Source organism: Leptospira johnsonii (genome assembly GCF_003112675.1).
Taxonomy (GTDB): domain Bacteria; phylum Spirochaetota; class Leptospiria; order Leptospirales; family Leptospiraceae; genus Leptospira_B; species Leptospira_B johnsonii.
Genome location: NZ_BFAY01000011.1, coordinates 289,109 through 304,312, shown reverse-complemented (window position 1 = coordinate 304,312; position 15,204 = coordinate 289,109). Strand labels below are relative to the sequence as shown.

Annotated in this window: 14 protein-coding genes; 5 read left to right on the top strand and 9 right to left on the bottom strand. The window is 41.5% G+C overall.

Going from position 1 to position 15,204, the window contains the following annotated elements:
• Window positions 1-89: 89 nt before the first annotated feature.
• From LPTSP_RS10225 to LPTSP_RS10210, 4 genes are read left to right on the top strand one after another with little or no spacing between them, the layout of a single operon-like run.
• Window positions 90-2,423 carry an adenylate/guanylate cyclase domain-containing protein gene (locus LPTSP_RS10225; RefSeq protein WP_108928689.1) on the top strand — a complete coding sequence of 778 codons (2,334 nt, stop codon included), beginning with the start codon at window positions 90-92 and terminating at the stop codon, window positions 2,421-2,423.
• 3 nt (window positions 2,424-2,426) lie between these two features.
• The gene (locus LPTSP_RS10220) at window positions 2,427-3,938 is read left to right on the top strand and encodes a FecR family protein (RefSeq protein ID WP_108928688.1); all 1,512 of its coding nucleotides are present in this window, start codon (window positions 2,427-2,429) and stop codon (window positions 3,936-3,938) included.
• Window positions 3,939-3,947: 9 nt separating this feature from the next.
• Complete coding sequence (locus tag LPTSP_RS10215; RefSeq protein ID WP_108928687.1) at window positions 3,948-4,775, top strand: fibronectin type III domain-containing protein; 828 nt, start codon at window positions 3,948-3,950, stop codon at window positions 4,773-4,775.
• A gap of 3 nt (window positions 4,776-4,778) precedes the next feature.
• The gene (locus LPTSP_RS10210) at window positions 4,779-5,378 is read left to right on the top strand and encodes a DUF1554 domain-containing protein (protein WP_108928686.1); all 600 of its coding nucleotides are present in this window, start codon (window positions 4,779-4,781) and stop codon (window positions 5,376-5,378) included.
• Here LPTSP_RS10210 and LPTSP_RS10205 read toward each other — a convergent pair.
• From LPTSP_RS10205 to LPTSP_RS10190, 4 genes are all read right to left on the bottom strand, one after another.
• The gene (locus LPTSP_RS10205; RefSeq protein WP_008594648.1) at window positions 5,375-6,049 is read right to left on the bottom strand and encodes a response regulator; all 675 of its coding nucleotides are present in this window, start codon (window positions 6,047-6,049) and stop codon (window positions 5,375-5,377) included. The genes LPTSP_RS10210 and LPTSP_RS10205 overlap by 4 nt on opposite strands.
• Window positions 6,046-7,095 (bottom strand): sensor histidine kinase, encoded by a 1,050-nt coding sequence (locus tag LPTSP_RS10200; protein ID WP_108928685.1) that lies wholly within the window; start codon window positions 7,093-7,095, stop codon window positions 6,046-6,048. The genes LPTSP_RS10205 and LPTSP_RS10200 overlap by 4 nt, the downstream gene beginning before the upstream one ends.
• A 109-nt stretch (window positions 7,096-7,204) precedes the next feature.
• Window positions 7,205-8,497, bottom strand: a complete 1,293-nt coding sequence (locus LPTSP_RS10195; protein ID WP_108928684.1) for an LruC domain-containing protein — start codon at window positions 8,495-8,497, stop codon at window positions 7,205-7,207.
• Window positions 8,498-8,643: 146 nt separating this feature from the next.
• Window positions 8,644-10,167, bottom strand: a complete 1,524-nt coding sequence (locus LPTSP_RS10190) for an HDOD domain-containing protein (protein ID WP_108928683.1) — start codon at window positions 10,165-10,167, stop codon at window positions 8,644-8,646.
• Window positions 10,168-10,569: 402 nt separating this feature from the next.
• Here LPTSP_RS10190 and LPTSP_RS10185 point away from each other — a divergent pair, with 402 nt between their 5' ends.
• Complete coding sequence (locus tag LPTSP_RS10185; protein WP_108928682.1) at window positions 10,570-12,057, top strand: aldehyde dehydrogenase family protein; 1,488 nt, start codon at window positions 10,570-10,572, stop codon at window positions 12,055-12,057.
• Window positions 12,058-12,107: 50 nt separating this feature from the next.
• Here the strand turns inward: LPTSP_RS10185 and LPTSP_RS10180 are convergent, their stop codons facing one another.
• From LPTSP_RS10180 to tpx, 5 genes are all read right to left on the bottom strand, one after another.
• Window positions 12,108-12,533 carry an acyl-CoA thioesterase gene (locus LPTSP_RS10180; protein WP_108928681.1) on the bottom strand — a complete coding sequence of 142 codons (426 nt, stop codon included), beginning with the start codon at window positions 12,531-12,533 and terminating at the stop codon, window positions 12,108-12,110.
• A gap of 105 nt (window positions 12,534-12,638) precedes the next feature.
• Window positions 12,639-13,058: a DUF3995 domain-containing protein gene (locus tag LPTSP_RS10175; protein ID WP_217350169.1), complete on the bottom strand. Its 420-nt coding sequence runs from the start codon at window positions 13,056-13,058 to the stop codon at window positions 12,639-12,641.
• 70 nt (window positions 13,059-13,128) lie between these two features.
• Window positions 13,129-13,935: a hypothetical protein gene (locus tag LPTSP_RS10170; RefSeq protein ID WP_108928679.1), complete on the bottom strand. Its 807-nt coding sequence runs from the start codon at window positions 13,933-13,935 to the stop codon at window positions 13,129-13,131.
• A 10-nt stretch (window positions 13,936-13,945) separates the two neighbouring features.
• A complete protein-coding gene (locus LPTSP_RS10165) occupies window positions 13,946-14,602 on the bottom strand; it encodes an SGNH/GDSL hydrolase family protein (RefSeq protein WP_108928678.1) in 657 nt (218 codons plus the stop codon).
• 30 nt (window positions 14,603-14,632) lie between these two features.
• On the bottom strand, window positions 14,633-15,148 hold the full coding sequence (gene tpx, locus LPTSP_RS10160) for a thiol peroxidase (RefSeq protein WP_108928677.1): 516 nt from the start codon (window positions 15,146-15,148) through the stop codon (window positions 14,633-14,635).
• Window positions 15,149-15,204 lie beyond the last annotated feature (56 nt).

The following is a 15,204-nucleotide window of genomic DNA, read 5'->3' as shown; positions in this document are numbered from 1 at the left end:
TTATGTGGCAAACCGAGGGCAAATCTAAAGGGAGATAAAATTGGATTTTGTAATGACAAACTAGAGAGATTTCAGAGACTCCTATCCCCATGCAAGAGGGAGTCGGGAAAAATCAAATTTTAGAAGTTCCTCTGACGGACACTATGTCCGCATACTCAAGACGATTTCCGGAAGAAGGCGGGAATCTTTCCGAATGGATGGACGAGATCCATACCAGAGGTATCCAAGAGGTAGTTTTTTGGGGAACGAAATCCGAAGCAAGCGGTTGGAAAAATAGTCAGGTATTCAGAGATCTGGTAAAAAAACTCCAAGAAGATAAGATCCGTCTTTCTACGATGGACGGAGTAAAGTTCCGTTCTTCTCCTGACTCTGCGCGAAAATTAGATCGTTTTCTTCGTTCTCATTTAGGTTCTGTTCTAGTTTGTTATTCCGAAAACGAGGCTTCCGAATTCGTGAAGTTGATGCAGGAGATACTTTCCGGCAAAAAAGAAGAGTCTACTAAAGTATATACACCATATTCTCCTAATATAACTTCTGAAAAATCCAAAAAAGAAAAACAAGAACCCCCTAAAAATCACGGAGAGGATTTTAAAGCATCTAGGATCACTATTCGAGTCAAACTTCTGGCGATCGTTTCCGCGATCGTAGTGGTGAGTATGGGGTTAATGATCGGACTAGCGACTAATCTTTTCCGAAATTATACAGTATCACTCATCCAAGAATATAACTTGAGTTTGGCGAGATTAACTGGACTCCAAGTAGGTCTTAGGATCAAGGAACTTTCCAGTAAATCATCTGAGTTTGCAGACAAATGGAATATTCGTCCTTCAAAAGGTTCCGATTCTAAAAAGATCACCCCACCTGCTTATATCTCCGGATTTTTTTCTACTCATCCTAAAATTCTTGCCTGGGGAAAATACGAACAAGGAGAATCAACGCTCGTTTTTAATCCAAGATTTGTCCGAGATCTTAGGAAAGAAGAAGATGAGATCCGAGGTCTATGGGTTGCTATTCCGAAAGAAGATAAAGAAAAATTTTTCGCTTCCGAATTCGAGTCCACTCGATTGGAAAATATCAGTTCTAAGTTCGGATTTTCTACTGTACTTTTTATTGAGAAAGATCCATCCGGGAAAGGATATGGCTTCTTCTTAATTTCTCCTCAGGATCTTTGGGAATCTGCCAGGTCCGCTTTACAAACCGAATTATTCGCGATCTGGGTGGTGGATTCCAGGGGGAGATTAGTCGCTCATACGGAAGAATCAGAAACTGTTTCAGCGAAAGATTATTCTAAAAACCCTCTTGTTCAATTTTTATTACGAAACCCCGCCGATAACGGATCCCAAACTTCTATCTTCGAAGGAAAGGAAACATTAGGATCTTTCCAACAATTAGAAGATGGAAACCTCGCAGTAGTATCTTCCATCGAGGCGGATAAAGCATTCGAAGCGGTGTATAAGATCAGAAGGCAGAATTTTTATATTCTGATCTCCGTCTTGAGTCTTGCATTCCTAGTAGTATTCCTATTCTCCAGAACATTAACTGTTCCGCTCATTAATCTATTGAGTGCGACTAGGCAGATCGAAAGAGGAAATTATAAGGTAGGGATCAAACCTGTAACCAGAGACGAAGTTGGAGTTCTAACAAACTCGTTTCTCAAGATGGCTCATGGATTGGAAGAAAGAGAGAAGATCAAAGACACTTTTGGAAAATTCGTGAATAAGGAAATCGCAGAAAGAGCCTTGGCGGGAGATATGCCTTTAGGTGGGGTCACAAAGGATGTAACAGTATTCTTCTCTGACTTAAGAAACTTCACCGGGATGTCGGAAAAATTAAAACCGAGTGAGGTGGTAGATTTTCTAAACGCTTACTTCACTGAGATGGTGGAATGTATTTATCTTACGGAAGGGATCGTGGATAAGTTCATCGGTGACGCGATTATGGCCCATTGGGGGGCATTGTACACGGACGAGAACGATGCAAGAAATGCGATCAACTCTGCACTTCTAATGAGAAACGCTCTGATGGAATTCAATCGGATTGGAATCGAAATAGGAAGACCACAAGCAAGATTCGGATGTGGGATTAATACCGGACCGGTAGTAGTAGGGCAGATAGGCTCCGAAAAGAAACTGGAGTTCACAGTTATCGGAGATGCGGTTAATCTCGCTTCTCGTATAGAATATTTAACTAAAGATTTCGGAACGGATATATTGGTTTCGGAAACATCTTACGAAAAAGTAAAGGACCATTACAAATTTGAAACATTACCTCCTGTTTGGATCCGAGGAAAAGAAAAACCTCAACAACTCTATGCGGTATTAGGTTGGTTGGAAGATCCTGACTGTCCTAAAAATATACAAGAGCTTCGCAAGATCTGCGGAATACCGGAACCTGATTCTCCTTCCAAGGTGATTGCGGATTAATATATGGATTGGAGAATATATAAAAGAGAATGGCAGGTAGGTATAGGCTGCTTCCTTGTACTTTTCTTATCTTTGTACCTTCTTTATTTCGAATCCAAATCGAACGGGGGAGCCGGAAAGGAGATTATGGGGACTGTCTCCTTCCGTTACAAAACTGCTCAAAGAAAATTTCCGGATAGAATGTTATGGGAAGATCTGGAGCAAGGAATGCCAGTGTATGATAGGGACTCCATCCGAACAGACGAGGCTTCCGAAGCGGTAGTATTTTTAAAATCAGGCACGAGGATAGAATTAGATCCTCAGTCTATGGTCGTTCTCCAATTAAAGGAGAATAAGGAAAACCTGGATCTGAACGAAGGAAATATTCTAGTTGAGAGCGGAAAAAAAGTTCTCTCCGTGATCGCAGGAACGGTAGGTTTAGAAGCGGAATTAGGTTCCAAGTTCCAAGTTACAAAAAATCAGAACGGCACTAGAGTAGATGTAGAAAGAGGACAGGTAGAATGGTCCGAAGACGGGACCGTCAAACAAACATTAGGCGAAAAAGAGAGTTCGCTAAATGGGAATAAACTGAACCAAAATTGGAGCCTTGTCAGTCCCGAAGATTCTTACAGATATTTTCCGACAGAAATGGAGCAGACCGTCGAATTCCGTTGGGAAGGAGGAGAAGAAGGTATATTAGAAATTTCTCCTAGACGGGACTTTTCAGTGTATATCTCTAAAAGGCCTTCTAAAGAACCTTATTATAAACAAAAATTTCCGGAAGGGATCTATTATTGGAGGGTCAACTCCAGGGACGGCAAGAAAATATCCGAAGTCCGAAAGTTCAGAGTTCTTCCCAACTTCCCCGTAGAATTACATTATCCTAAAAAAGATCTTTCTCAAGAAGATAGGACCGTTGCATTCTCCTGGGCAAAACAAAAGATAGCAAGCGGTTATAAATTACAGATCTCTACTGATCCTAGTTTTGGATCTATTTCCGAGACACAAGTATTTCGTACGAATTTTTCGCTAACATTGGATCCAGGCACTTATTATTGGAGAGTACAGTCCTATACGAATCTTCCCGGAACGGAAACATTCTCGGAAGCGCGTAAATTTTCCATTTCTCTTCCTGTCATTCAGGTTGCAGAAACAAAACAAGAGATTGCTGCGACTACTGAAGCGCTGACAAATGCGGAACTTTCCGTTGATTTTCCGAAAAAGGGCGCTGTAGTGGATATGACCGGCAAGGAAAGTATTTCTTTCCGTTGGAAATTCTCCACCAAACAGAAGCAAAGCGAATGGAAATTTCGTCTTTTCTATAAGAGAGGCTCAGGCGACGAGCTAATCTATGAAAAAAAGACAAAAGGCGACAGGTTGGTGTTCAAGGACTTGGAAAAATTGGATGTAGGAACATTCCATTGGACCATAGAATCCGATTCGGACCCTAACTTAAGATCTGAAGCGGATTTCAAAATATTACTTAGGGAAGAATTGGAAGCCCCGGAAACAAAATCCAGCGGCGCCCGCCCTTAAGGAGAAGGCATGCATTTGTTCCGCGGAAAAACTTTCGCTCTGTTATTTCAGCTTATTCTAATATTCTTTTCCGTGTCTTTGGGAATTTTCGCAGAGAAAAAGAGCTTCGTATATTATATAGAATGGAAAGAAGTAAAAGGAAGCCGCGGTTACGTAGTAGAAGTCCGAAAAGCAGAACCTCCTCAAGAATTATTTTTGGAGAAGAAGGTCTCTGAGAACGAAATAGAATTCTCCTTAGAGGCAGGGACCTACGAATACAGGATCGCTGCATTGAATAGATTCGGAAAACCTTCTTCTTATACTCCTTGGACTAATTTTAAAGTAGAGCAAGACCGCCCGAAAGCGGTTGCCATGGCTGAGAAAGAAGAGGCAAGTAAAGGAATCAAAACTTCTAAGTTTGTTTGGATCCCTGGAACAGGATATTATTCCAAGGGAGAACGTTGGAAGTCCTACAGCATCTGGGCTTGGTTCGGAGCTCTCGCCTATCTTGGAAATTCGGAAAGAGAAGCTGGGAATATTCTCGCCTCAAAGCCGTTAAACGACCCGATGAATATCGGGATCTTAAGTTTAAATCTACCTTCTTCCTTTACTCTTTATCTATGGCAGGCAAGAGAGAATGATAAGAAAGAATATGAAATGCACCAGAGCAACCAGGCTCTGATTGGAGGAGCGGCGATCTTAAGCGTTGCACTTTCTCTTTGGTTAGAGAATAAACTCCCGCAAGGAGATACTGTCCAATTCAAAGTAAGTCCTGACAGAGGCGGAAATCTGAATACTTTTGCAAATACTGGATTCTCTCAGAATAGATGGGAAGTCCAATATACAAGGAGCTTTTGAACTATGGCTCTTAGAATTTCTACCTTGCTCATTCTTCTTTCCGGGTTTTTCAGCTCCGCTTGTTCCAAACCTTTTCCTGGCGGAGATGAATTGATTCTTTTAGGACTTCTCGGAAAAACACGTTATCTGTTCGTTACTACTTCTCCCAATACAGGAGACTTAGGCGGGGTTGCAGGAGCCGATCTGATTTGCCAAAGTGCAAAAACCGCGGAGGTTCCTAATTTGCCTGGATCGCCTTTGGAATACGTTGCATTGATTGCTTCTTCTACTAGGATTCCGGGCGGAGCCGGTTGGCCCTTATTTCCAGGCACGAATTATTACGCAATGTCTCCAAGCGAAACTTTGATCTTTCATACGGATGGTTCTGGACTTCCGACGCTTCCAATGGATAGCGCGACTGGAATTCCTGGGGCAGGGAATTATTGGACAGGGATTAGCTCAAGTTTTGGACTTAGCACGGATATATGCCAAAGCTGGGGAAGCTCTTCACCTACAGATTTTGGAGAATATGGAGCTCCTGGTGATAATACCATCGGAGGCTTCAACCAAGGCTTCTCGGATGGATGCGATCAGCCTAAAGGTTTACTCTGCGTTAGAAACTAACTTTCTACGATGCCCGCGCGGATTGCATAGACTACAAGGTCTGCCACCTTGTGTAAGTCCAACTTCTTCATGATATTTGCTCTATGCACTTTTACGGTGGCAGGAGAAATGTGAAGAAGTTTCCCTATTTTCTCGTTGGAATTCCCTTCCGAGATCAATTTTAAGATCTGTCTTTCTCTGTCGGAAAGCACTGAGAATACGGATGGACCTTCTTCCTGAAGTTCTCCCGTTTTTTTGCGGCCGATTCCTGAAAGAACTCTAGTCGCGATCCTTGGACTTAGATAAGTTTCCTTTCTGCGGACAGCGTCTATTGCTCTTAGTAGATCTTCTCCCGCGTCGTCTTTTAGAACGTAACCGTTGATGCCTAGATCCACCAGTTTTTGGATGTATTCTTCGTTATCATGTCTGGATAGAATGATGACCTGAACTTTGGGATAGTATCTTTTGACTCCTTTGACAAGGTCGATACCGCTGACTCCAGGCATGGAAATATCCGTGATAAGAATATCAGGCTCTAATTTGCCGATCTCGTCTAGCGCCTGTTCAGCGTTCCCATTTTCGCCGATGATTTCTAGATCGTTTTGTCCAGAAATGATCAGTCTAAGACCTTCTCTTAAGATGGCATGGTCGTCTACAAGATAGAGTTTGCAAACGGAGGGTTGGGCGTTCATACTTTCTCCTTGGAACGTTTTTTTAACGGGATCCTAAGCACGTATTGAGTACCTTTATTAGGTTCGGATTCTAAAAAAAGAGTACCGTTCAGGTCCTCGGTTCTTCTCCGAATATTTTCCAATCCGTATCCGGTAGACTTTATTCTGGCTTCTTTTTCTTTAAATCCTTTTCCGTTATCTTTTGCAGAAACTACCAAAGTATCTTTTTCGGAAAAGATCCTTAACTCCACTTTATTCGCTTGGGAATGTTTTAGAATATTAGCGCAAATTTCCTGTAATATTCTGAATACTTGGTTTTGTATTTCCTGAGGAATTTTTTCGGGAACCTTAAACTCGGATTTTACTTTAATTTTTTGTATCGGAAAAATTTGGTTCGCTAGAGAGCTTAAGGCAGCTTCCAGCCCAAGTTCTTTTAAGGAAGAAGGTTGCAAATTTGTGTAAATTTCACGGAGTTCTTGGCTTGCTTTATCGATGAGTCCTAACCCTGAGCCGAAAGATTCCGGATGTTCCTTCTCGGATTTTTGGTAAGCTTGGAAATGTAATTTTGCCGCGAGTATAAGTTGTCCCACTCCGTCATGAAGTTCTCTTGCGAGTCTGGATCTTTCTTCTTCTTGGGAAGCGAGTACTTGTGTGTGGAGAGTTGCGATCTTCTTTTCTAACTTTTTATTCTCGGTGATATCTTTTAAGATCATACCCAGGCTGTCTTTGAATTTAAAGATAGAATATCCGTAGGACTTCTTTCCTTTTTTGAATTCCTGGTTTTGCAATTTTGTTTTGAGTGCTTTATGAAGATTTTCTCTCAGGTTGGCTTCTTCTTTCGAATCCAATTTTAATAGATTGAATAGGTTTTTTCCTACGGGGCTTGCAAATCTAAGTTTGAATTCTTTTCGAAAGGATGCGTTTGTAAATCGGACTATATTGTTTTCGTCCAAAGCTACGATAGGGGAGATCTCCTCTACCAAGGATAGGAAATTAGAGGCCTGCTCCTTACCGGAATACGAGCCTGATTGTTTGCTATCTTTTTGTTTGGAGAGTCCTGAAGCCACTTAAAGTTCAGGATATACTCCGGCTTATGGATCGAAAAGGAAAAAAACCCCTCCCCTCGGCCGAATGAGGGAAGGGGGAGGTTGCTTTTACTCTTTCAGGAGTCCCAAATTAGGGCGTAGCTGGAAACACTGCCGAAGTATTCGGAGTTCGGAACCAATCCGTATCGGTGGTTCCAAGAGATTCATACCAGGTTTTGAAAGTAGGATAAGAAGTACGTATGTCCGTAGCTTCGTAAGGCCATTGGAAGTTTCCAGGAACAAGAAGCACCCAAGGGAAGCCGGTAGCATCTCTATAAATGTCTTTTCCTTCTGCATCGAAATACCTTCCTGCAGCGTGTATATCTTTGCCGGTGTTGACCACTCTTATGAACGTATCATAAGGAGCGGGTCCTAACACCAGTTTGGAAATTGGCGCGGAAAGGATAACTTCCAGTTTTGCAGTTTTACCTTTTACGAAGACTGTGTCCGTTTTGGATGCGTTTGATTTGGAAATTGTAGTAGAACTATTTCCTAATATTTCCAGATCCGCAATCGAAGCTGGAGTTCCACTTAAGTTTTCTTCCAAGGTGGTTCCGTCTGCCGCATACCGCAGAAGAGAATAACTTGTTACACTTGCTCCAGGCAATCCGAAGCGAAGAGTATGATTATATCCGGCACCTTTGGCGACATGAGTGAAATAACCTCTCACTCGTACTACCTCGCCGAATTTGTTCAGATCTTCTTCGAAATAAGAACGGATCACATAGTCGTTGAAGTCCGCATCTCCTTGTTTAGGAAATAAGTCCTCATACGATGTGGTGTAATAATCTTCCGCAGGAACCCGGATAGAACTAACTCTTGTAGGATCGTTCGGGAATACATCCTCGAAATCCTGTATGCCATCTCCATCGGTATCGATGATCTGCTGTCCCGTCGCGGTGAAGCTGATTGAGATCCTTCTGTCCACCTTGCTTACAGTCACGATGGAAATATCCGCTTCGTAAAACTTACCGTAAGCTTCTACAGTGAGATGAACCGTTTTAGTATCGCCATCTATAGTAAAACTACCTGTAACTTCTCCGCTAGGATTTGTATAAGCCTTGAATACCGATTTATTACTGGCAGCACCAGGAACGGCAGAAGGTACAGTTACCTGCACCATGGACCCGTTTACAGGAGCTACAGGATCTATTACTTGAACGTTTACTGTGATTGTTCGGGTGGTATCGAATACGAAATCTACAGGAGCAGTCTCGTCATTGATATCGATCCCGAAATCAGTAGGACCGGAAGGAGCCTCCACTGCAGTGGATCCTGCTACTAAACTCATCAACCATGCGTAATTCGGATCGCTGGAAGACGTGCAGGAGGCGAAAGAGATACTGAGAGAGGCTAAAAAGCAAATTAGGATTTTCTTTGTCATATATGCACCCGTACGGATGTCATGATTATGCTTATCTCCGACCAATACGCAATACACCCGAAGGTTTAGATTTCTGGAACCTTCGGCTAATACTATTTTTGGTACTTTGTTCGAAAGAAATCGCTAATTGCCGGAATTCCGGCGAATTAAAGAGTAGCTTGGAAACTTTCTAAAGCTTTGGTCCGGAAAGAATGGAAATCCCCGGAAGAGAAAAATTTACAATGTTTCAGTACTTCGTCAGGGATCTCGGAGAACTTAGCTTCTTCGTTATTGATCTTGATCATCATATCTCCCAGATAAATAGGGAAGATGATCTCTTTGTATTGTTCTTCCGCCAATTGAGGTCTATGATGGTATTCCATCGTTTTAGAATATAACTCTGGGAAATTCCATTTTTCAGCGATCAATGCACCGATCTTAGTATGAGTGATACCGAATGCAGCTTCTTCCATAGAAAGAGAAGACGCGATTTCTTTCGATGCGGAATAATTTTGGATCTTGCCCATACGTTCTTGTTCCAAGGAAAGAAGAATGATCTCTCCTATATCATGAAGAAGCGCCGCTGACATTAGATTGCTCATAGCTTCTTTAGGGAGATTCAATCTTTGAGCGATCAATTTACAGTAATACGCACATTGGTTTGATTTTTCCCAGATCGTTAAGAAGGCAGGGAACTTATTCTCCAAGATCTGTTTTGTTCCGAGAGAATATAATAAAACCTGTAGCTCTTTCAAACCGATGAGCTGGATGGCTCTGTCCAATGACTCTACTTTGTTTCCACGTCGAAAAGCTGCAGAGTTGGATAATTTCAGAATGTTTGCAGAAAGAGCTACGTCCTTCTTCACCATCTCAGCGATCTGGCCGATACTTGAATTCGGTTTATCGATCGCTAATTGGATATCTTGGATCGCTTTAGGGAATGTAGGAAGTTGGTCTACTTCCTTGATGATCTCTTCTGCTTTTTGGATCTGAACATTTTCTTTTTGGATCCGAATAGGAATATCGATTATAACTGAAGTATTATTGCCTTGGCTTTCTACTTTATAGGAACTTGCGCCTAAACCGTCGTTTTTCAACATCATTAGAGTCATGATCAGTCCAAGACCAGCGCCTTCGGTCTCGTCCCCTTTTTCTAAAAATGCTTCTGCAAGATCGTTATAAGTTTTTGCTTTTTCGATCCTTACGTTGATACGTTCCACTTCTTCCGGGCTGAGTTTTACATTATTCATCACGCGGATGCGGATTGCGTCCTTATTATGAATGAACGATACTAGGACAACGTAATTGTTCTTAAAAAGAAGATCTTCGTACTTCTCCTTATTATCCAGATATGTTTGTTTAAAGCCCAGGATCTTGCTGCGATATACACTAGGATTTTGGATATCCGCCTGGAGTTCTCTAAAATAGATCCTCTTGATATTTGCTTTGATAGTGTTCGTGATGGTTTCTTTCATAGCCGCGAGAACAGAATCCCTCACGAAGATGATATCCAAATGTAAAAGATAACGATCCAATGTCTTGGAGAGAATGCTGTCCACACTCTCGGTAAGATTGAAAAATTTAAAATGAAACGGAGTGTTCTCCGAAATAGGATGATTCAGGTCCTTCAGATTGCTGAATATACCTTGGTCTTTGTGATGGAAAAGTTCTAGGGTTTTCCCTTGGCTCATATCAAGTTACTCTGAAAAACGTTAGTAGTCTCTGTCAAGAAATAGCGAAACTTATAAATTAAAAATAAGATTCCGCTAAGCGAATTATACGGATCAAACTTGGAAAAAAAAACTGAGTGAAAAATTTATCTTACGATTCTTGTCAGAAATAAATTTCCAAAAACGTCATTAGGAAATAGTCCTTTTGGACTAAGCTATCACTTGATTGAGTAGGAAAAATCTTATCATAACGGGTAGAATAAAAAGCGACCTGGGTCCAGGAAGGCGACTTTTTCTCGAAAAGTTACGGAATGATCATTCAATAAAAAGGTTGCGTCAAAATCCTGAATTTGGTGAAATTATACCTTGGTTCTCTACCAGTCCGGATTTCCGGAAGAATGTTAGAACTTAGGAGACCCCTCAATGTCCAGCACAGCTACACAACCGGCGAGCTCAGTCTCTTCCGCTTCCAGCGGAACGGCTTCTTTTCCTGCTCCGAACCCTAAGGAGATGCAAAGAGTATTCGATGTTCAAAAACGTCATTTTCATAAGGTTCTGAAAGTTTCCAAGGCAAAGGATCGAGTCGTATTATTGAAAAAATTACTGGCGGCAGTGGAAAGACTTACCCCAGAGATCAAGCAAGCCTTACAAAATGATTTTAGAAAAGCTCCTCACGAAACGGATCTTACTGAGATCATGCCTTCTATCGCGGAATTAAAAGACGCGATTCGACATGTAAAAACTTGGATGAAACCGGAAAGAGTAAAAACTCCAGTTTCACTCTTCGGAGCAAGAAGTTCCATTTCTTACGAACCAAAGGGAGTGACTCTGATCATTTCTCCTTGGAACTATCCGTTCTATCTCGCAATCGCACCGTTGACTGCGGCTCTTGCAGCAGGAAACACCGCGATCATCAAACCTTCCGAGTTCACACCTGAAACTTCTAAACTACTTACTAAACTAGTAAAAGAAACCTTCCAAGAGGGAGAAGTTGCAGTATTCGAAGGAGATCATACGGTTTCCACGGCTTTAATGGAGCTTCCATTCGATCATATCTTCTTCACTGGAAGTACACATGTAGGAAAGATCGTAATGGCTGCGGCGGCAAAAAATCTTTCCACAGTTACCCTAGAATTGGGTGGAAAATCTCCTGCCATCATCGTACCAGGAGCAAACCTGAAAAAGGCGGCTCAAAAACTGGTATGGGGAAAGATCATGAACGCGGGCCAAACCTGTGTGGCGCCCGACTATCTACTACTTCCAGAAGGACAGACTGAAGAATTCGTAAAACAAGCGAAGGCTGCGGTGAAATCTTTCTACGGAGAAACTTCTGCAGATATCAAGAACAATAAAGACTTCTGTCGTTTAGTGAACCAAAGAAACTTCCAAAGAGTTTCCGGTTATATCCACGAAGCCGTAGAAAAAGGTGGAAAGGTAGTAATGGGAGGAGAAACAGATTCTTCTCAAAACTATATAGAACCAACACTTATCTCTAATGTACCTGAAAACGCAAGGATCATGGAAGATGAGATCTTCGGACCGGTGCTCCCTATCCTAACTTACAAAAACTTGGATGAAGCAGTGGAGAAGGTACTTTCTAAACCGAAACCACTCGCACTCTATGTGTTCGGAAGCAATAACAAACATATCAACAAGGTTCTCAAGGAAACATCCTCCGGAGGAGCCGCGGTGAATGACGTTATCGTACACTTGGCTAACCCGAATCTACCGTTCGGAGGGATCAACCATTCCGGACACGGAAGTTACCATGGCTGGTGGGGATTCAGAACATTCTCTCACGAGAAGTCCGTATTCAAACAAGCTCCATTCTCTTCGATTGAAATGTTATATCCGCCTTACAATGGATTCGTGGATAAAATGCTTCAATTCACTAAGAAATTCTTCGTGTAAGGATTTCCTCTACTTTCTTCGATCTTGGAAGCCCTCTTCGGAGGGCTTTTTTATTTCGAAAGTTCCAAAAGTCCTAATCCTTCCAGGAATTTGTCCGTATACTTCCAAGGTCTTTTCTTACCGAAATCAAACATGATACAATGAGAGATAGATTCGCAGGAAACTTTACCGTCGGATTTTCGGATCAATTTTTGAAATACCTTGCATCTCGAGCCTGAGATCTCTCCAAACTGAGATTCTATTATAGCAGTATCCGGATAACGAATTTCTGCCTTATAATCTGTTTCTCCTCTTAGGATCATCGGGCCTATATTCTCGGATTTCATTTGAGAGAAGGAAAGGCCCGCTTCTTCTAGGGCAACCATTCTTCCTTCATGAAGGAATACTTGAAAGTTTCCTACATTCAAATGACCATTTGGATCGCATTGGCTCCAGAGGACCGGGATTTCATAAAAGAATGATTTAGAGATTTGCATATCTTGCTCCTATTCTTTCTATACTCGAGAAGAAAAGGAATTAGAAAAGGGGAAATTATTGTTTTATATCAAATTATTTATTGGTTGGAAAAACAAAGTATAGGATTAAAAACTTCTCCAGCCTAAATATAAATAAGATGATCCCAAAAGGATACAAACAGGCGAATAAAGTAAATAATCGTATTTTGCAAATTTGGTGTTTTTGATTTTTTTAAAGTAGCCTACTAGTCGAAAATCTCCGATCGCTCTTCCTAAAAAGATGAGAGCGATCAACAGGGAGAAGATAGAGCTTGTTTTGTTTGGATAAAAGATATTTCCGGAGGACCAAAGAGCCACGGCACCGAATCCAAAAAGCGCGAGTGCTACAAGTAAGGTTAGTCCTATGCCTGGAACAAATGTGGGTTTTCCATTAGTTTCCGGAATGACAGTGACCGATTCTAATTTGCCACCGAATGCCCAAAAGACATGTAATGCAGATAAGAAGAATAGAACGGAACCTGTGATTAAGCCTAAGATCTTTTCCATTCGTATAGTTTTGAGTAAAACTTTTGGTTTGTCCAGCAATCTTATGATTTGGATTTGAGCGACGAGGTTTTTAGTCTCCGAAAAAATATAAATATCCTATTTTAAATCCGCGGTCAATATTCGAATCGGTCCTTGTTTGCAACATCAAGGAAAAGGTCAGGTATCCATTTTGGTTGGTGAGATATTGGACCCCAGGAGCGATCACAAAATAATCCGAGTATGGCGTGATCGTATTCGAAACGGTTGTCCTATGACTGAATTCCAAAAGCAGATTCGTTTTGGAAGGTAGATTATAAGAAAGAGTGAACCCGGAATATAAGAATCTTTTAAAGTTCTCTTCGGTGGTTTCTTTTCCGGATGAATTGGTTTCTGATTCAAAGTTTACAGTTCCTTGCATGGAGAATGCGCCGAATCTTTTGAGTCCTCCGAAATAGGCCCGGATCAAAAATAGATCCGGATTGATATCCGCTTCTCTGGGTTGTGAAACAGAAGGTCCGAAAAATTGGACCCCGCCTCCGAAGGATGCAAAGTCTGTTTTTACAAAATATTTTGCACCTACCGCCCATCTATCCCAACCGCTCCAAATTTTTCTGGTTGTGGAATAGTGATCTATATAGCCGTAACTTGCTGTGACTGAGAATGAATCCGTGAGTTTCATTTCCCCGTATGCAGAGAGCTTTCTATCTCTTTCATATCCATCTTCTTGCCTGGGAGTTCTGTCGGTGGCCGTTCCGGAAACATAAACTTTATTATATATCGCTAATTCCTGGTTGATGTTCGGGTGAACTGGTCTTTCCTCATTGCCCGGTGCGGATAGAAGGGGAATTATGAAAACAGAATATACGAAAAGCCAGGCTATAAAATTTTTTCTTTTCATTATTATGGCCTTATTCGTATAGATACAAGATCGGGAAGAGCGGTTCTAACTGCGCTTGTACAGCTTTGGACAGAATATAATATCCGTTTTTGTTGGGATGATTCCCATCGGTCAGCATATCTTCTTGGATCAATAGTTCCGTATCTATTCTTGGAACAAAATTAATTCTTTCTTTCATTTCCGCAGTGATCATTGCGACCGCGAGTGTAGGCCAAGGAAATTCAATATTCCAAAGATTTAATGCAACTACATGCTCACATCTTGTTAAAAGAATCTGTATACTTTGGATCTGTCTGTTTATAGTTGCATCTACTTGGCTTTGGGTGGGTGAATAATTCCCTAAAAAATCGTTAATCCCTCCTTCATACAGGCAGGCATTATAGCGATTTTTATCATTCTGTACCGAAGAGAGAATTTCGCTAGTGTCTATGCCCGGAAAAGCGAACTTGACTACGTTAAAGTCGGAAAGTTGTTCTTCTACAGGCCAGGAAGCTACAATGCTGTCCCCGTACAGTGCAAGAGAAGGTTTTGCCAAATAAGATATTAATTTTTCAGGATCGGAAGAAGGGGCTTTATCACAATTGTTGAATTGGAATACAAGGAGCAGAAGTAGGGCTAGGTTTAAGATTTTTTTTAACTTTCTTCCTAAACCCGTCCATTTCTGCATGAAAACATTCTTTTTAAATAGAATGTTTCATTAAACTAATTTTTTTGCGGCTCCGATCGCTGCTTCGTAATTCGGCTCGCTTGCGATCTCAGGAACTAATTCCACGTACTGGACCGTATCATTCTTATCGACAACGAACACCGCTCTTGCAGAAAGTCCCTTCAAACCTCCATCCGCGATATGAGTCCCGTAAGCTTTAGAAAAAGAGAAATCCCTGAATTGAGAAAGTGTGATCAGATTCGGAGAATCCAATCCTTCCATAGTGCAAAAACGATTCATTGCAAAAGGAAGATCTCCGGAGACAACTAGAGTTACGATCCCGTCCAGCTTTGTCGCTCTTTCGTGGAACTTTTTAGTTTCCATGGCGCATACAGATGTATCTAAGCTTGGGACTGAAACTAAGATTTTCACTTTTCCATTATAATCTTTGAGTGACTTGGTACTTAAGTCTTTTGCCGTTCCGTTAAAATCGGGAGCCTTTGCTCCTACTTCTAATAATTTTCCTTCGAGTTGAACTGGGTTACCTTTAAGAGTGACGCTTGTCATTTTTGTTTCCTTGAGATGGGATGATACGTTGAAAGCGGATTTGAGCAACGAAAATC